Below are 18,041 nucleotides of genomic sequence, written 5' to 3'. Positions count from 1 at the left end.
TGATTTAAATAAATCACAACATTATTATGTTTTTTCAACTCAGAAATTTTATTCTATCAAAATTAAAAAGATGTTCAGACCAATTCTATAAAGTTAGCGCCTTTGTGCTGGTTGGACTCGTAACCGTTTTTATCATTAGCTGCGATATTACTGATGATACTCTTCCGGTTGAGGAGACTGAAATCTATGAATACAGCTTTGAAGAATCGGATTTCGATTGGGAACCTTTTTTTACGGGATATAATGTGGGCTGGAGTGACAAAATGGAATTAATATCTGATTACAGGCCACTTCCCGAACCTCTTGATACGGAGCAGCAGAGTCTCTTTATCAGTGGGATTAATCACAGTGATGATGTAAAAATGCTCTTCAGAAAACAAATTGAAGGATTGCAGCCGAATACCACATATGATGTTCAAACCACGGTTCGATTTGCAACAAATGCTCCTGAAGGGTGTCCGGGAATTGGCGGACCAATCGGCAACGCAGTGCGGGTAATTACGTCAGCCAGCGCCGAGATGCCTCAGCAAATCGTAGAAGACGACTATTATCTGTTAAATTTGCAATACGAGAGTGGGGATCCGCAGGAGTGGTACCAGAATAGTATAATCGGTCATATCGGGAATACCCGGGATTGCGATGAAGATTATATCTATGAGATGAAAGAAGTGAGCAGCGACTCCGGGCATGATACGGTTACCACAGATGGAGAGGGAAATGCCTGGCTGATGTTCGGAACCCGGTCGGGTTTTGAAGGGCAGACCAGTCTCTTTTACACTTACTTCAGGGCAGAATTGAGTGTGATTTAGCCGGCTTATAATCGATCGGGAAATTATTCCAAGAGTGTGCGGCTACTCCGAAATCTCTTGCCGGTGTGCTTCGATGAGAAGTTCTGTGAGCCGTTCGCCCAGATGTTCTGCCATGATTTCACGGTAACGGGTTGTTAGCAGAAGTCCGCCGTTCTTTTCAAAATATTCATTCAGAACGGGCTCCCAGGTGGAGTTCAGCGGCATGATGTAGCCAAACTGTTCAGCGGCTTCATCGCCGGCTTCATGGCGCTGAATATCTGCTCCGCGATCGACTGCCCTCCAGTAGTTATAAATATCGATGTAGGCGAAATAGGAGTCTGATGCCCCAACGCGTTCGATGATTTCATCGTTAGAAGTTGCAAGTGCAATTTCTGCATCGGGGTGATACTGTTCGGTGAGATTTCTCAGGCGATCTTCATGCAGTGTTCCCTCAAAGGCGAGTGCATCCCGACCCTCAAAAACGCTGCTCATCTCTTCAAACCCGGTGAGTTCATTTGTGTTGATGTGGGAAATCAGCGATGCAATGTTTGTCATGTAGGGAGGGCTGAACGATAGTTCTTCACGACGTTCTTCTGTGATCGTCACATTGCCCATCCCGATCATCCCATCTTCGCCCTCCACAATGTCGTTATAGAAATCGGTCCAGTTTTCGACCTCCACAAAATCGAGTTCCAGCAGTACATCGTGCTCTTCTGCGAGAAACCGGGTAAAATCGATGATAAGCTCAACGGTTAATCCCGTTAGCTCACCCTCTTCGTTTGTATAAGCAAATCCATCAGCCGGCACATAAAGTACTCTCAGAACGCCATGCCCTTCATCCTGCACGGCGGCCCAGGTAACCGGACCATCATACTCCCGTTCAACCTGATCACTCTCGGCCACACAGCCGGAAACCAGAAGAATTAAAATGAGGAAAGCAGAAAGTATAGCAGGATGTTTCATATGTAAAGCCGGTTTAGAATCATACGATCTATATTCATTCAGAATTAAACAGCAATTAGAAAAAATATATATAGACGGGTTAAATTAGTTAAGCCTCAAGGTTTTCAAGTGATTCATTTAGAATTTTTATATCTGATTCAGCATCAGCTTTTTTCTGTCGCTCTTTTTCCACAACAGCGTCAGGTGCGTTTTCTACGAACTTTTCATTCGACAGTTTGCCGTTCACACTTTTCAGAAATCCTTCCATTTTTGCGATCTCTTTTCGGATACGCTCTTTTTCTTTGTCGAGGTCGATCAATCCTTCAAGCGGAATGAACAGCTCGGTTCCGCGAACGAGGGCAGAGGCTGACGCTTTCGGTTTGTCGATGGATGTATCAAACTGAATATCTGAAATCGTGAGAAATTTATGGTAGATCCAGCTTTCGGTTTCCAGCTGCTGAGCCAGCTCACTTCCGGCGGGTTTGATCTTTATCTCCAGTTCAGCTTTCGGCGAGAGCCCCATTTCGGCCTGGATGTTTCGGATGGCCGAAATCTGCTCCTGGATTTGTCTGAATAGTTCGATCGCTTCAGAATCAGCTTCCCCTTCGATATCCGGCCATTCGCTGATGGTGAGTGCCTCGTAAGTCGACCGGTTTTGAATCCGCTGCCAGATCTCTTCGGTTATGAACGGCATAAACGGGTGCAGGAGCTTCATCAGCAGCTCAAACAAACCAAGTGCACGTTCAAGATTCTCCTTTGGCATATTTTCGCCCGGCACATCCGATTTGGATACTTCGATATACCAGTCACAAAAATCATCCCAGACCAGTGAATAGAGTTTTTTCAGTGCTTCATTGAGACGATAGGCTTCGAAATCGTTCTCCACTTCTTTCATTGTGGAGAGAATTCTCGACTTCATCCAGCGGTCGGCCAGGTTGTCGGAATCGAGTTCGAGTGTTGGCGTATATTCCGTGCCCGCCTCTTTATTCATCGAGAGAAACCGGAATGCGTTCCAGATTTTGTTCGAGAAATTTCGGCCCTGTTCGCAAAGTGCTTCATCAAAAAGAAGGTCGTTTCCGGCCGGTGATGCAAACAGCATTCCCACGCGGGTTCCGTCGGCTCCGTACTTTTCTATCAGCTTGAGCGGATCGGGCGAGTTGCCCAGGCTTTTCGACATTTTCTGCCGTTTTTCATCTCGAACTATTCCATGGAAATAGACATTGCTGAACGGCTTTTCATCACGGAAGTAGTACCCGGCCATAATCATTCGTGCCACCCAGAAGAACATGATTTCTGGCGCTGTCACCAGATCTTGTGTCGGGTAATAGTAGTTTACTTCACGGTTATCCGGCTTATTGATTCCGTCAAACACAGAGATGGGCCAGAGCCATGAGGAGAACCAAGTATCGAGTACATCTTCATCCTGGCTGAGCTGATCGGCGGTCAGTGTTTTCCCTGATTTTTCTTGCGCTTTTTCCAGTGCTTCATCCTCAGTGCGGGCGATGACGTATTCATTCTCACCATCCCCAAAATACCAGGCGGGGATCCGGTGCCCCCACCAGAGCTGACGCGAAATGCACCAGTCGCGGATGTTTTCCATCCAGTGCTGGTAACTGTTCTTGAACTTTGCCGGGTGGAATTGAACCTCATCGTTCAATACGTTGTCGAGGGCGGGTTTGCTCAGCTCTTCCATTTTGCAGAACCACTGCAGGGAAAGACGCGGTTCAATGACCACATCAGTCCGCTCGGAATAACCCACCTTATTCGGCATATCTTCAGTTTTAACGAGCAGCTCCTGTTTCTCCAGATCTTTTATGATCAGCTTTCGAGCTTCAAAACGGTCTTTGCCCACGTAATGCTCAGCGGCGTCAGAAAGTGTGCCGTCTGCATTGAGCATATCAATAATTTCCAGTCCGTGCTTTATCCCCAGATCGTAATCGTTCGGATCGTGGGCAGGTGTGATTTTCAGGCAGCCGGTACCAAATTCAGGATCAACATATTCATCGGCGATAATCTCAACTTCACGGTTTACCATCGGGATGATGGCGGTTTTTCCGATCAGTCCTTTGTAGCGCTCATCATCGGGATTCACACAAACGGCCGTATCCGCGAGAATGGTTTCCGGCCGGGTGGTGGCGATCGTTACATATTGATCGCTGTCTTTAATTTTATACCTGACGTGGTAGAGTTTTGACTGAACTTCTTTATGGATGACCTCTTCATCACTGAGTGCCGTTTGTGCAGCTGGATCCCAGTTGATCATCCTCTTGCCGCGGTAGATGTATCCATCCTCATAAAGCTGAATAAAACAGCTGATCACCGCTTCGTACAGTTCCTCTTCGAGCGTAAAGCGTGTGCGTTTCCAGTCGCAGGATGCCCCGATGGTTTTCAGCTGCTGCAGGATGATGCCGCCGTGCTGATCGGTCCACTCCCAGGCGTGTTCCATAAATTTATCGCGGGAGAGGTCGCTTTTTTTGATCCCTTTTTTACGAAGTTTCTGCACCACTTTCGCTTCGGTGGCGATCGATGCATGATCGGTTCCCGGAACCCAGCAGGTGTTTTTGCCCTGCATACGCGCCCGCCGGACCAGCACGTCCTGTATGGTGTTGTTGAGCATGTGCCCCATGTGCAGCACACCGGTAACATTTGGCGGAGGAATCACAACGGTAAACGGTTCCCGGTCATCGGGTTCTGAGTGGAAAAATTGATTCTCTTCCCAGAAATTACTCCATTTTTGTTCGGTGGCGGCGGGGTCGTAATGCTTTGGAATTTCTTCGTTCGTAAGCTCTTCAGTACTCATTTAAAAAGATTTGATACAGGGATGGTGAAATAAAAAACGGGTCTGCACAGAAGCTTACCACGCCTCTGCTTCAACCCATATATATTGATAAATCGTCAGTAAAATAATCGATTACTTCACGCGGTTCAGCCGGACTCCGAAATGGCCGTCGCAGTTGTGAACATGCGGCAGGGTTTGATATGCAAAACCGTCTTCGGCAAGGACTTCCTCAGGCAGAAATTCTTCGAGATTTTCCAGTTCAAAGTTGTCGTAGCGATCGAGGAATTTCTGGATCTGTTCCCAGTTCTCTTCCGGCTCAATGGAGCAGGTGCTGTAGACCAGGCGTCCGCCCCGTTTTACGTGATTTGCGGCTTCATCCAGAAGTTCTTCCTGCAGTTTCACAGAATTTTCGAGCTCCTCTTCGGTCCGTTTCCAGCGAAGGTCGGCTCGTTTACTCAGCACGCCCGTACCGGTGCAGGGGGCATCAAGCAGAACACCATCGGCGAGTTTAAGATCGAGATCACGCACATCGGCACGCCTGATTTTGATATTCTCGGCACGGAAATTCATGGCGTTCTGTGCAAGAAGTTCGAGCCGCTGTGAATTTATATCAACAGAAACGATAGAGCCTTCGGCATTCATCATATCGGCCATTACGATGCTTTTGGTGCCTGGTGCGGCGCACAGGTCGAAAATTTCTTCACCGGGCATCGGTTCCAGGATCGTGGGGGCAAAACCGGCGGCGATATCCTGAACGTGGCAAATTCCTCTCAGAAGCCACTCTTTAGCCAGGAAAGGCTGAACAGAATCCACTTTAAAGTAACCCGGCAGCCAGTCGCTCTCCTCAAATTCTATGCCCGCTTTCTCCATACGGAGCTTGAAATTTGAGGTTTTTGTGCGAAGGTTGTTTACCCGAACATAGTACGAAGGGCGCTGATTATTCGACTGCATAAGCTGAAAAGCTTCTCGTTCACCCATTCGCTGCACCCAGCGCTTAACCATCCATTCGGGATGGGAAAATGTGGTAGCAATGAGTTTGGTACGGTCTTCAAATGCCGGTTTAGGCAGGTCGGGCATATCACGCTGAATGTTTCGCATGATGGCGTTGACCAGATCGCCTGACTTCGATCCGAGCCGTAACTTGGCAATCTCCACCGATTCATTGATAGCGGCATAATCGGGAGTGCTGTCCATAAAAAGCATATCGTACAGGCCGAGCCGGAGGATATTTTTAAGAACCGGTTTCATCTCGTCCATCTGAATACTGGAGTATTCGCCCAGGACAAAGTCTAAATAGCTCCTCTTTCGGAGAATATTCTGAACATATTCGCGTACCTGAGCCCGTTCTCTTGGTTCCAGTTCGTTGGCACCGGTGTATGTGATGGTCTGGCTTTCATCAAATTCAACTAAAATATCAACGCTGACGGATCGTGCAGTAAGTTCGGTTTCCAAAAGTGTACTCGGTTTGTGGTTAAACGTTCAGTTTGTGACAGAGGTTAAAACTCCCAGCAAGTCAAATATTAAACAGCTCTAAAGATAATGTTTTGGTATGCCTTATGCTAACCGGATAGGCGGTGTTTAAAGAATTCCATTCAGAAAATGCCCCGCGCTCGGTGATCCGAATACAAATAGCATGAACAGTTGAGAAGCAGTAAAAACCGAACCGATTTATTCATAACTTATATTGGTCCACACAGATAAAAAACGAAGCTGCAGATGGCGATACTTTCAGAATTTGATCTATGGTTGTTCCTGGCCGGGCTGGGAATTTTTCTTTTTGGGATGCATATGATGGAGGAGTCGATCCGGATATTGAGCGGTGCGGCTTTTAAGCAGCTGATCCGAAAATACACGGCGACACGGTTTAAGTCGATCCTGAGCGGAATGGTGAGCACTGCAATTCTTCAAAGCAGCTCGGCGGTATCGCTGATGGTACTGGCGTTCACAGGAGCGGGAATTATGAACCTGATCCAGGCCATTTCGGTGATGATGGGTGCGAAAATCGGAACTACCGCTACTGCATGGATTGTGGCCGTGTTTGGTTTTGAATTTAATATCGACTCGTTTTCACTTCCACTGATCGGTATTGGCGGGCTGGGGATCATTCTTCTTGCCAAATCCCCGAAATACGTAAATATCAGCCGCTTCCTTGTTGCATTTGGCTTTCTGTTTATGGGACTCGATTTTATGAAATCGAGCGTGGATCAAATTTCCGAAATTATCGATCCCGAAATGTTTGCCGGCTATGGTGTAGTTGTTTTCGCGCTTGTAGGGATGGTGATGACAGCCATCATGCAGAGCAGTTCCGCAACGATTGCCATTGTGCTTACCATGCTGTTTACGGGTGTGATCGATTTCCAGGCGGGCGCAGCGATGGTGGTAGGTGCAAACGTGGGAACGACAGTTACCGTGGTGCTTGGTGCGATCGGAGGTATCCACACCAAAAAGCAGGCGGCGCTCAGTCAGCTTATCTTTACCGTTGGAACCGCTGTGGTCACCCTGCTGATTCTTCCGCTTTTCACCTGGTTTGTGATGGTGATTCTTGGTTTCAGCACAAACATCGTGCTTGGGCTGGCCATGTTTCACACTCTGTTTAATGTTTTAGGTGTGATGATCTACTATCCGTTTATTCCGAAACTGGCCGAAAAAGCGGAAGAGTGGATACCGGAGCGAGTTGTTCAGATGACGCAATTTATCCATAAAACCGACCCCGAAGTATCAGATGCCGCTATTGAAGCGTTTCGGAAAGAGATTATGTGTCAGCTTGACGAAACCCTGAAATTTGCCCGGCAGTCTGTTTCATCAGGTAAACAACCGGGACGGGTGATTTATACCGACCTTGAAAAATATCACGCCGACATATTTGAATATTATACCCGCATTCACGCGCACGCCCTGGATGAGGAGGAATCAAAAGCTGTGGATGAGCTGCTTCGCGCCAGCCGAAACCTGATGAACGCGGCAAAGAATATCCAGGAATCGCAGGGTAATTTGCTCGCGCTCACCAATGAGACAGACCTTGTTCACAAAGAGGCGTTTGCATCCATTCAACAACGATTAAAGAGGATGGTGAAAACCGGCCAAAAGCTTACAGGTACGGAAGATGAAAACGCCAGGAGAGAAGTACGTGAAGAGGTTGAGGATCTCTATTTGAAAATTGAACGCATGGATAAGGAGTTTATCCAGGCGTGCAGCAGTGCGGTGGGTCATGCCGAGATCCGGAAGCTTCAAATCACGCAGCTGTTGATGATAAACCGTGAAATTACACAAACCTGCAGAATGCTGATTTTTGCCATGCGATCGATCCTTAAACATGAAGATATCGCCATCGCAGCATGAGTGGGTGAGAATATTAACCGGTATGTGCTGATTTCCGGTGATAAGTGGTAAAACTCCGATATGTTCGTTGATTTTTGAGAATGAAGTGCCTAACTTTTGAAGCTTTCAAGAATAGAGATTATTAAAGGTCATCCTTTACTCTAAACGAATAAATAAAGCTTCTAAATAACAGAATGAATAAAGGAAAAATAGCCCAGGTAATTGGTCCGGTAGTAGATGTTGACTTCGAACAAGGTCAGCTTCCAAGAATTTTAAATGCACTCTATATCGATCGTGAAGATGGATCGCGCCTCTACCTTGAGGTAGCGCAGCATCTCGGCGAAAACAGAGTCCGAACCATTGCGATGGACTCAACCGACGGCCTGGTTCGTCAGGAAGATGTGGTCGACAGCGGATCCCCGATCTCCATGCCGGTTGGTGAAGATATTCGCGGCCGCCTCTTTAATGTAGTGGGCGAAGCGATTGACGGCATCAAGCAGCCGGAAGGAAAAGAGAGATATCCTATCCATCGGGATGCACCCAAATTTGAAGACCTTGCCACCAGTTCCGAAATTCTGGAGACAGGAATTAAAGTCATTGACCTGCTCTGCCCGTACGCAAAGGGCGGAAAGATCGGCCTCTTTGGTGGTGCCGGTGTGGGTAAAACAGTTCTGATCCAGGAGCTGATCAACAACATCGCAAAGCAGCACGGCGGACTCTCTGTGTTTGCCGGCGTGGGTGAACGTACCCGTGAAGGAAATGACCTGCTTCGTGAGTTTATTGAATCGGGTGTGATTAACTATGGTGATGAATTTAAGCACGCCATGGAAGAAGGAGAGTGGGATCTCTCAAAAGTGGATGAAGATGTGCTGAAAGAGTCGCAGGCCACACTGGTATTTGGCCAGATGAACGAGCCGCCGGGAGCCCGAGCACGTGTTGCACTGTCCGGACTGACCGTCGCTGAATATTTCCGTGATGAAGTTTCTCCCGATATTCTTCTCTTCATTGATAACATTTTTCGATTTACCCAGGCCGGTTCCGAAGTATCGGCGCTGCTGGGACGTATGCCGTCTGCCGTAGGGTATCAGCCAACGCTGGCAACGGAGATGGGGGATCTGCAGGAGCGGATTACTTCTACTAAAAACGGTTCGATTACATCTGTTCAGGCGATTTATGTTCCTGCTGATGACCTTACTGACCCTGCCCCGGCAACGACATTCTCTCACCTTGATGCAACCACGGTATTGAGCCGTGCACTTACGCAGATCGGTATTTATCCCGCTGTGGATCCGCTCGATTCAACATCACGAATCAACGATCCAAAAGTTGTGGGCGATGAGCATTACAAAACAGCCCAGGATGTGAAAGAGCTGCTTCAGAAGTACAAAGATCTGCAGGATATTATCGCAATTCTTGGTATGGATGAGCTTTCTGATGAAGATAAGCTGGTTGTATCGCGGGCACGGCGTGTGCAGCGTTTCCTCAGTCAGCCGTTTTTCGTAGCTGAACAGTTTACGGGTCAGAGCGGTGAATATGTACAGATTGCGGATACCATCAAAGGATTCAAAATGATTATGGAAGGCGAGCTCGATGATCTTCCAGAGAATGCATTTCACCTTGTTGGAACCATTGAGCAGGCGATCGAGAAAGGCAAAAAATTAACCGCAGAAGCTGAGGCGTAAGCAGATGACAGCTGAAAAAACAATACATGCACAAATTCTGACACCGGAAGGGGCGAAGTTTGAAGGGGACATTATCAGCATAACGGTGCCGGGAGCATTGGGATCGTTTCAGATGCTCTACAATCACGCCCCAATCGTATCAGCACTGGATGTAGGAACCGTTCAGATTGAGAAACCGGATGGAACCAAGCTGGTGTATGCTGTCAGCGGCGGATTTGTTGAGATGAACGACAACAAAGTTACGCTTCTCGCCGAGCGGGCCATTGAACCTGAGCTTATTGATGTTGAAAAAGCCCGCTTGGAACTGGCTGGTATCAAAGAGAAAATGCATGATTTCTCTGTTGTGTTTGATGATATTGAACGCGAAAAACGCATTGCGGAAAATCTTATCAAGACAGCGACCAGTTTGTAGGTTACTGATTTTTACAGCTGAATCAATTTCAAACCCGGGTGATGAAAGTCATCAGGGGTTTTTTTATGTTTGTAGTTCATTGCCTCAACCAATCCACGAATGCTGGTGAAACGTGAATAGCGAGGCTGTCTAATAAGGGCTGGAAAGAAGAACATTCGTCCTCAATTTCGTCATGCCGGACTCCGATCCGGCATCCCCGGCCCATTTTTTTTGTCAGATCGTATAGATCATAGAACTGCGGTTAAGAGCACAACCAGCATATTCGGGTTTTATGGAACAACAAAGTCTGCAACTTGTTTTAATGGTACAACTTGTAACAAAAATGGACGTGTACCATGAAAAATCTACTAAAATTTTTGCTGATTGCATTTGTCGCAACATCCTTTTTTGCCTGCGCACAGGATAATGGAGATGGTGATGGTGATACGGAGAGCGAAGAAGAAGTGAGTGAAGGAATTACCCAGGGAATGCAACATTACTGGATGGAACAGCGAGAGGAATTTATCGACCTCGCCGAAAGTCTGCTCGATGAGTGGGAAGAGCGTGTTGATGAGATAGAAGACAGTGAAAAAGCTTCAGACCTGAAAAATAAAATTGACAATATCCGCGATCGGCTCTCCGAACTTGAACAGAGTGATCAGGAAGATTGGGAAGATATGCGTGAAGATATAGCCAGTGATATAAACGATCTGCGTAAAGAGATCGAAGACGCTACGTGAGACAATGGGTTAATCATAAATCTGAATGATTCGTTAGTCCAAGACTATGTAACTCGGTTCGCCGAACCGGGAAGGCCTGAACTATGCAACTCGGGTCGCCGAACCGGGAAGGCTTGAACTATGTAACTCGGTTCGCCGAACCGAGAAGGCTCATAAACCAACCAACGACCAACACCGACCGGAACTGGTATCTCTCAATTTCCGCTATTCGGAGCGAAAAACACGTGACTGAGAATCAGTACGATTCGTTAATCAACAAAACCGAATTCCCATAAAGAATTAAGCGTCTCATCCGGGACGATGTACTGTTCACATAGCCAACGGATCCGATTCGGAAGTAATGTTTCAACGATCTATCCCTTTGAGTCTATTAAATTACGATTTAAACAACATCTCACTTCGGTTCCAGTCAGCTTCTGAATAGATGAACTCCCTGGATTCTTCAGCTTCTTTAAAAACTTCCTCGATCCCATCATGCATCAGCTTTCCCTGCCATTTTTTGATCGAACCGTCGATCATCACCATCTCTACGTTGGCGCGATCCATTCCCATCACAATTGCTCCAAATACATTATTTAGCGGAGCGATGTTAATCGAATCGGCAGAGAGCATAATCAGGTCGGCTTTTTTACCGGGTGTTAGCGATCCGGTGATGTCGTCCAGTCCGTTGTGGCGGGCACCGTTGATCGTGGCAAAAGTGAGCATTTCATCTGCAGTAAGTAGATCAGGAAGATTGTCTTCGCCGTTCCTCTCCCGGGCCAGCACCTGCATTCTTTGAAGTGTGTAGACAGATCTCATTTGAGTGAACATATTGGATGGGACGGTTGTCTCCACGTCTACACTCAGGCTGGGCGCAATTCCATAATCAAGCGTCTGCTGAATAGGAGGGATTCCGTGCCCCATAATCATCTCCACCGGCGATGAAATCGACACCCCGGCACCGCGATCAGCCAAAAGCTGCCACTCCTCATCCAGTAAATTGCAGCAGTGGATGCAGGTTAGATCGGGCCCTATTACATCAGACAACGGAAGCAGATCTCCCGTACCGTTTACATGCACAGAAATTCGCACATCATGCTCCCGTGCCAGCTCCCACTGCCCGCGGTTGATACCTGCCCCGAGAGCGAGTGTGATAAGTGAATCGTCATCAGAAAAAAATTCATCCTGTATTCGGCCGAGATCGTTGGGGAATCGGTTTTCGGGAGTATCTGATCCGGTGCCGTATGCATAAACTCCTCGTATTCCGGACTCCCTGAGGCCGCGAATTGCCGCATCGGTATGAGCGGGACTGTTCCCGATATGCGACCAGTCAAGTACGGTTGTGATACCCGAGTCGATCGCACTCAGGGCAGTAATCAAATTCCCGATTCTTGCATCTTGCGGACGAAAAACGGCGCGACCCTCGCCTGTAACCACCCGCATATAATCGCTCAGTCTGCCGTTTGGTAAAATGTTTCTGAGCGCACCCTGCCACATGTGCCGGTGAGTATCCACAAATCCCGGCATGATGATCTGACCGGATGCGTCCACCACATCCATTCCCGCCTGCTGTTCGATCTGTTCACTGATTTCTGATATATGCCCCTCTTCAATTAGAATATCGGCAGATTCATAATTTCCAAGTTCATTATCCATTGTAACAACAATCGCCCCGGTGATGAGGATACGATCTCCATCAGGCGGACGGGCGGGTTGTTCACGGTTACGAAAAGCCGCAGATGCTAAAAAACCAGCTGTGGCGGCACCACTGTTTCGAATAAAATCTCTTCGTGAAAATTTTGTACTCATGGTTTTAATAGATTTATGGTTTAGTTAGCCGACTTTTCGAGTCGGAATGGAAGAGTCCCCCTCTTGAGAGGCTGTGAGGAAATTGGTTTTCAAAGAAAATGCACTTAAATAAAGTAAGGTTTCTGCCATTCTCATAGCTCCCAGACTTTCTGACCCACCCCCGTCCCCTCCCTATCGCGCCCTAACGGGACTTGATAGGGAGGGGAGCTTCAATACAAGCTTTAATACCTTAAAAAAATAATGAATGCCAACGAATGAGAGTGTAAATTCTCACAGCCTCTTGAAGGGGGACACTCCTTGAAAAACTCATAGCTGTTCAAAAAAGTTATGGTTTTTACGTTGATAATTCGATGGCAGTGCCTCTAATTTAGTTCATTTTTCAAATCAATCCCCCAGATACCGATTTCTCAGTTCTTCCCACTCCTCGCTGGCAATATAATCGAGAATAATCCGGTTCATGTCGTTTCGATACTCGGCCCCGAGCGGCATTGCGATTCCGTAATACTGATCGTTAAATGTATTGGGAAGAACACGAACACTGTTCCTGAAATCGAGCTGCGTGAAGTATTGAATGATCGGCGCATCGTGAACGAAAGCGTCGATTTCGTTTTCTTCCACAGCTCTGAGCCCGGCTTCAACGGTCTCGTATGAATTGGCGCGGATTCGTTCTGTATCCAGATAATCCATGGTTGCCGACTGCTGCAGGGCGCCCACACGCACAAATGGAAGGTCATCCGACCCGCTCACCCGGGTGTCGAGCTGGGTGACGGTGAGACTGGATGCGATCGAAGCCGTGAAAAAAGAGATCACAACAATGCCTGTGAACATCCAGATGAATCCAATAATACGCCCGCCCAGGGTGCGTGGCGATTTGTCCCCATATCCTACGGTGGTCATGGTTACCGCGGCCCACCAGAATCCGCTTCCTACACCTTCCGCCGCAGATCCGCCGAATTCTTCCGTATTCTCTTTGCGTTCAAAAATCCAGACCAGAAATCCCCAAAAGAGGAGCAGCAGAAACAGGAGAAGCAGAACCCAGAGAAAATCAAAAGAAAATATAGCCAGAAACGACTGCCAGGCCCCGGTCGGCTGATAGGAAACTGCAATGCCGAGACCGGTCACGAAAAACGGATGGGTAAAATCCACGCTCTCTTCCCGTTCCGAAGTGATCGTTAGTGCAGATGCCGATGCATAAAGCGAACCGTCAGCCGCACCGTCCAGCAAGCCCTGGATGTCATGCTTAGTATAGCGGAAATCTGTTCCCATCTGATCCGCGATATGTTCCCATAAAGCAATTGTTAGACCGCTGTATGTTCCGTCCTCTTCTTCAATAACAAAAGGCGGAGCCACCCGTATTCCGATGACCGCTTCATCAGCCTGGTCGGGAAGTTCAGAAGCGCTGACCGTGAGGAGAGGTGCAGCGGCCAAAATGATTATCATCAGAAGGACGTGTCGGTGAAGGATCATAAAGAAAGATTATTTCAAGAGTTCGGCTATCGGCTCAATGTATAAAAAATCAACTTAATTCTTCCTCCTGGGATTCCGGCGGTGCGGGAATTAATCTGATCTACACACTAAAGTTGTATATAAAAGAGTACTACGGGAATTCAATGTGGTAATCCTGTTGATGTTTGTACCACTGTGTACATAATAAAAATTATCCCACACCATGCGGTGGAAACTCCATTCAGTGCAAAGAGTTTATCACACAAAAGTATGGGAGATGCCGGATCGGGATTCGGGATGATGTTCAAAAAATGTATTCATAAGTTTTCCTGTAGTATCAGACAAGAAGAATCAGTTGGAGCAGAGACCGAATCCATTCAAAAATAACACTACCATGAATATTGTATCACCCGATAAGGCCGTAAGTTACATCCAGTCAAGACAGCATATTTTTGTTCATACAGCGGCGGCGGCACCTCAGCAGCTGATCCGGGCGCTGACCGAGCGTCACGCAGAACTCCGGAACGTGCAGATTTTTCACCTTCACACGGAAGGGGAGGCTCCTTACACGAATTCCGAATATCGGAACAGTTTTAAAACGCATGTCTTTTTTACGGCTAAAAATGTCCGCGCGGCGATGAAAACGGGCGAGGCAGATTATATCCCGATATTTTTGAGCGAAATTCCGAACCTGTTCAACCGCGGAATTGTAAAGCTGGATGCCGCACTGGTGCAGGTGAGTCCGCCTGATAAACATGGCTACTGTTCGCTTGGAATTTCGGTGGATGCATCCCGCGCCGCGATCATCAACGCGGAAACCGTGATTGCACAGATCAATCCCAACATGCCGCGTACGCATGGTGACGGACTCATTCACATCAGCGAAATCGACTACGCCATTGAGTCGAATGATGAGATACCGGAACATCATCCTGCGGAGCTGTCGGAAGTGGAGCTGAAGATCGGCCGGCATTGTGCAAACCTGGTGGAAGACGGGGCGACGCTGCAGATGGGAATTGGAAGTATACCCGATGCGGTTCTGACTTCCCTCGAAGATCACAAAAATCTTGGCGTTCACACCGAAATGTTTTCTGACGGATTGATGCCGCTCATCGAATCGGGCGTGGTGAATAACACGGAAAAACGAATTCACCCGGGCAAGATAGTCGCCTCGTTCGCGATGGGTACCCGCAAGCTGTACGATTTTATGGACGATAACCCGCTGGTGCAGATGCTCGACTGTTCCTACGTAAACGATACCGCTGTCATTCGCCGAAACCCAAAAGTGACTGCCATCAACAGTGCGATTGAAGTTGACCTGACCGGCCAGGTTTGCGCTGATTCGATTGGGACCTATCAATACTCCGGCGTGGGCGGGCAGATGGATTTTATCCGCGGAGCGTCACTTTCAGAAGGCGGAAAACCTATTATTGCGCTGCCGTCAACCACTGGAAAAGGGGAGTCTAAACTTGTGCCGTTCCTGAAGCAGGGGGCCGGTGTGGTCACCACCCGCGCGCACGTTCACTACATTGTAACGGAGTACGGCGCAGCCAATCTCTACGGACAAAGCCTGCGCCGCCGCGCCCGCTCCCTGATTGAAATCGCCCATCCCAAACATCGCGAGGAGCTTGAAAAAGCGGCCTATGAGCGGTTTAAGGAGGTGTGAATTTTATTTTTAGGATCTCAGACTTCAGTATATGGAAGTTTTTAATTTTGAGTGATGAGTTTTAAGTGAAGCCTGAAAGCTGAGCTTAAAACTATCTTTTTTTTAAATCGTTCTATTTCTGTCCCATGGTAGCGATACTATAGATAGAGATTAACTTAATAGTACAGAGTTATGGAAAAAACAGTTTTAAAAAAGGAAGTTGAAAATATGCTTAATGATCTTCCCGAAGACGCAAATTGGGACGATTTGATGTATAAGATATATGTACGGCAATCCATTGAGCAAGGCCTCATAGATTCTAAAGCGGGTAGAACCGTATCAAATAAGCAGATCAAAAAGAAATACCAGCTGGCTGAATGAAAGTTGAGGCATGGAACCAAGCTTGCCGAGTTCTATAGCGATCTAAAAGATGAGACAGCCAACCCGAAATTCCGATAATGTAAGTTTGGCTGCAACCGATCAAACAGTAACCGGATTTCAGGTGTTGAGATGACTCATTTTTGTATATTTGTGTCATGATCCATTTTTCTTCAAGTTTATCTGTTTTGGGACTGCTTTTACGGCGGTCTTCTTTTTTTGTGATGAGGATGTTGCCTGTAATGCTGCTGGTAGTTGTGCTGCAGGCGTGTGAAGGTCAACGGTCTCCTAATCTAACACCCGTCCAGCAGCCTGAAGAGCAGTTGGCGGATCGATTCATGATTGCGGCTGCGAATGACCTGGCGGTTGAGGCTGGCCTGGACATGCTTCGAAGCGGCGGAAATGCAGTGGACGCAGCCGTGGCTGTGCAGATGATGCTCACTTTTGTCGAACCCGCCGAAAGCGGTATTGGAGGCGGAGCCTTCATGATGTTCCGCAACGGGGAAACCGGCGAAATGGTAATGTTCGACGGACGAGAAACGGCTCCCGCAGCCGCCACGGTAGATCGGTTCACGTGGCTGTTTGGCCGTCCCATGCCGCTATACCTTGCGATTCCGACCGGCTCCTCTGTTGGTGTGCCGGGCACTGTGGCTATGCTATACGAAGCCCATCAGCAGCACGGGAGTTTGGAATGGGCAGAGTTGTTTCAACCAGCCATCACTGCTGCAGCCGGGGGCGTTCCGTATCCGGATCAGCTGAAACGACAGGTTGAGCGGGATTTTTCGCTTCGTTTTTTTGGTGACCTGCGCCGGTATCTTGTCCAGCAGTCGGGGGGAGATGAGCCGGTGCTCCGCAACCCGGAGCTTTCCGAAACGCTAAGCCGTATCGCTAATGAAGGACCATCAGCACTTCTGGAGGGTGAAATTGCGGATGATATTGTAGACGCCGCCCGTTCGCGCCGGCCCCGCCGCAGCGATATTACCCTGGATGATCTCGCCGGCTACGAACCGAAACAGCGGGAAGTGGTTTGCGGCGCTTATCGGGGTCACGAACTCTGCGGACCGGCTCCGCCATCCTCAGGTGGAATTACCGTACTTCAGATTCTGGGCATTCTCGAGCAGTTTGATATTGCATCGATGGAGCCGAACTCGGCCGAAGTTGCCCACCTGATTGCCGAAGCGAGCCGGCTTGCCTTCGCCGACCGCGCAATCTACATTGGTGATCCCGACTTCACTGATGTGCCGGTGGACGCACTCATTTGTCCGGACTACCTGCGGGAGCGGGCCGCGCTGATCGATCGTGAACTCGCAATGGAGGACCCAAAGCCCGGATCGCCAGAGCTGATGGAACCTGAGCTGGATGATGTCACGCTGCCCGACGAGCAGGAGACAACCGGAACGAGTCACTTTTCGATTGCAGATGGAGACGACAACTGGGTTTCCATGACGACCTCCATCGAGGTACCGTTCGGAAGCCGGATTATGACTAACGGGTTTATTTTAAACAACCAGCTGACTGACTTCACATTTACTTCTGAGATCGACGGACGACCGCTTCCCAACCGTGTTGAGGGCGGTAAGCGTCCGCGAAGTTCGATGTCTCCTTTTTTTGTGATGAGCCCCGATGGCGATCCCAGGCTGGTGATAGGCTCCAGGGGCGGAAGCCGCATCATCGGGTACGTGGTCAAGACGATGGTAGGCGTGATTGACTGGGAGCTCTCAGTGCAGGATGCTATCAATCTGCCCAATGTAGTGCATCGCGGCGACGGACTCGAACTTGAATACGGAACCGACGCCGAATTGGCCGGGCCCGAGCTGAAGCAAATGGGCCACCGGGTGAACATTACTGAAATGGAAAGCGGTGTCCATGGAATTGAATGGGTGCAGGCGCTCAACCAGTGGAGAGGAGGGGCGGATCCGAGAATTCGGGGAATTGCACGCGGTGAATGAACTACCTCGGGGCAGAGCCCACGAGGTATCAAATTAGAAGCCATAATTATTTGGTCAATATGGAGTTTATTCTGCTCACTCCGTTCGCGTCCTCCTCAAAAGCAATGTTACTAACTTTAGAATTTAAATTTTGCTGGATTTTTTTTGTAATTCATGATCTTATTGTTTACCCAAGATTCACCGGCCTCTGATTTC

Annotated in this window: 13 protein-coding genes; 8 read left to right on the top strand and 5 right to left on the bottom strand. The window is 48.3% G+C overall.

Features of this window, described 5'->3' with window-relative positions:
* Positions 1-26 precede the first annotated feature (26 nt).
* Positions 27-809: a hypothetical protein gene (locus DYD21_RS08715; RefSeq protein ID WP_116035355.1), complete on the top strand. Its 783-nt coding sequence runs from the start codon at positions 27-29 to the stop codon at positions 807-809.
* 42 nt (positions 810-851) lie between these two features.
* On the opposite strand, the gene DYD21_RS08710 is transcribed toward DYD21_RS08715, so the two are convergent.
* From DYD21_RS08710 to rsmB, 3 genes are all read right to left on the bottom strand, one after another.
* The gene (locus DYD21_RS08710; protein WP_116035353.1) at positions 852-1,751 is read right to left on the bottom strand and encodes an ABC transporter substrate-binding protein; all 900 of its coding nucleotides are present in this window, start codon (positions 1,749-1,751) and stop codon (positions 852-854) included.
* An 88-nt stretch (positions 1,752-1,839) separates the two neighbouring features.
* On the bottom strand, positions 1,840-4,530 hold the full coding sequence (locus DYD21_RS08705; RefSeq protein WP_116035351.1) for a valine--tRNA ligase: 2,691 nt from the start codon (positions 4,528-4,530) through the stop codon (positions 1,840-1,842).
* A 111-nt stretch (positions 4,531-4,641) separates the two neighbouring features.
* Positions 4,642-5,961, bottom strand: a complete 1,320-nt coding sequence (gene rsmB / locus DYD21_RS08700; protein WP_116035349.1) for a 16S rRNA (cytosine(967)-C(5))-methyltransferase RsmB — start codon at positions 5,959-5,961, stop codon at positions 4,642-4,644.
* Positions 5,962-6,225: 264 nt separating this feature from the next.
* Here rsmB and DYD21_RS08695 point away from each other — a divergent pair, with 264 nt between their 5' ends.
* The 4 genes from DYD21_RS08695 (at position 6,226) to DYD21_RS08680 (ending at position 10,640) form a co-directional block, all read left to right on the top strand.
* Complete coding sequence (locus DYD21_RS08695; RefSeq protein WP_116035346.1) at positions 6,226-7,848, top strand: Na/Pi cotransporter family protein; 1,623 nt, start codon at positions 6,226-6,228, stop codon at positions 7,846-7,848.
* Positions 7,849-8,021: 173 nt separating this feature from the next.
* Entirely contained in the window at positions 8,022-9,509 is a 1,488-nt protein-coding gene (gene atpD, locus DYD21_RS08690) for a F0F1 ATP synthase subunit beta (protein ID WP_116035344.1), read from the top strand.
* A 4-nt stretch (positions 9,510-9,513) separates the two neighbouring features.
* A complete protein-coding gene (atpC, locus tag DYD21_RS08685) occupies positions 9,514-9,921 on the top strand; it encodes an ATP synthase F1 subunit epsilon (protein WP_116035342.1) in 408 nt (135 codons plus the stop codon).
* Positions 9,922-10,256: 335 nt separating this feature from the next.
* Positions 10,257-10,640: a hypothetical protein gene (locus DYD21_RS08680; RefSeq protein ID WP_116035339.1), complete on the top strand. Its 384-nt coding sequence runs from the start codon at positions 10,257-10,259 to the stop codon at positions 10,638-10,640.
* 375 nt (positions 10,641-11,015) lie between these two features.
* Here the strand turns inward: DYD21_RS08680 and DYD21_RS08670 are convergent, their stop codons facing one another.
* Positions 11,016-12,428 carry an amidohydrolase family protein gene (locus tag DYD21_RS08670; protein ID WP_116035334.1) on the bottom strand — a complete coding sequence of 471 codons (1,413 nt, stop codon included), beginning with the start codon at positions 12,426-12,428 and terminating at the stop codon, positions 11,016-11,018.
* Between the two features lie 384 nt (positions 12,429-12,812).
* Entirely contained in the window at positions 12,813-13,868 is a 1,056-nt protein-coding gene (locus DYD21_RS08665; RefSeq protein ID WP_158551465.1) for a transporter substrate-binding domain-containing protein, read from the bottom strand.
* A gap of 400 nt (positions 13,869-14,268) precedes the next feature.
* On the opposite strand from DYD21_RS08665, the gene DYD21_RS08660 reads away from it, so the two are divergent.
* From DYD21_RS08660 to ggt, 3 genes are all read left to right on the top strand, one after another.
* Positions 14,269-15,540 carry an acetyl-CoA hydrolase/transferase family protein gene (locus DYD21_RS08660; RefSeq protein ID WP_116035329.1) on the top strand — a complete coding sequence of 424 codons (1,272 nt, stop codon included), beginning with the start codon at positions 14,269-14,271 and terminating at the stop codon, positions 15,538-15,540.
* Between the two features lie 171 nt (positions 15,541-15,711).
* A complete protein-coding gene (locus DYD21_RS08655; RefSeq protein ID WP_116035326.1) occupies positions 15,712-15,900 on the top strand; it encodes a hypothetical protein in 189 nt (62 codons plus the stop codon).
* 155 nt (positions 15,901-16,055) lie between these two features.
* Positions 16,056-17,846 carry a gamma-glutamyltransferase gene (gene ggt, locus DYD21_RS08650; RefSeq protein WP_116035324.1) on the top strand — a complete coding sequence of 597 codons (1,791 nt, stop codon included), beginning with the start codon at positions 16,056-16,058 and terminating at the stop codon, positions 17,844-17,846.
* The last annotated feature ends 195 nt before the right edge of the window (positions 17,847-18,041 follow it).

This window comes from Rhodohalobacter sp. SW132, assembly GCF_003390325.1.
GTDB lineage: Bacteria > Bacteroidota > Rhodothermia > Balneolales > Balneolaceae > SW132.
The sequence above is the reverse complement of the archived record's forward strand: the minus strand, read 5'-3'. Positions and strand labels throughout refer to the sequence as shown.

Excerpts from the sequence above, each read along its gene's own strand:
- DYD21_RS08715 (WP_116035355.1), top strand. The coding sequence starts at position 27 with ATGTTTTTTCAACTCAGAAATTTTATTCTATCAAAATTAAAAAGATGT.
- DYD21_RS08710 (WP_116035353.1), bottom strand. The coding sequence starts at position 1,751 with ATGAAACATCCTGCTATACTTTCTGCTTTCCTCATTTTAATTCTTCTG.
- DYD21_RS08705 (WP_116035351.1), bottom strand. The coding sequence starts at position 4,530 with ATGAGTACTGAAGAGCTTACGAACGAAGAAATTCCAAAGCATTACGAC.
- DYD21_RS08695 (WP_116035346.1), top strand. The coding sequence starts at position 6,226 with ATGGCGATACTTTCAGAATTTGATCTATGGTTGTTCCTGGCCGGGCTG.
- atpD (WP_116035344.1), top strand. The coding sequence starts at position 8,022 with ATGAATAAAGGAAAAATAGCCCAGGTAATTGGTCCGGTAGTAGATGTT.
- atpC (WP_116035342.1), top strand. The coding sequence starts at position 9,514 with ATGACAGCTGAAAAAACAATACATGCACAAATTCTGACACCGGAAGGG.
- DYD21_RS08680 (WP_116035339.1), top strand. The coding sequence starts at position 10,257 with ATGAAAAATCTACTAAAATTTTTGCTGATTGCATTTGTCGCAACATCC.
- DYD21_RS08670 (WP_116035334.1), bottom strand. The coding sequence starts at position 12,428 with ATGAGTACAAAATTTTCACGAAGAGATTTTATTCGAAACAGTGGTGCC.
- DYD21_RS08665 (WP_158551465.1), bottom strand. The coding sequence starts at position 13,868 with ATGATAATCATTTTGGCCGCTGCACCTCTCCTCACGGTCAGCGCTTCT.
- DYD21_RS08660 (WP_116035329.1), top strand. The coding sequence starts at position 14,269 with ATGAATATTGTATCACCCGATAAGGCCGTAAGTTACATCCAGTCAAGA.
- DYD21_RS08655 (WP_116035326.1), top strand. The coding sequence starts at position 15,712 with ATGGAAAAAACAGTTTTAAAAAAGGAAGTTGAAAATATGCTTAATGAT.
- ggt (WP_116035324.1), top strand. The coding sequence starts at position 16,056 with ATGATCCATTTTTCTTCAAGTTTATCTGTTTTGGGACTGCTTTTACGG.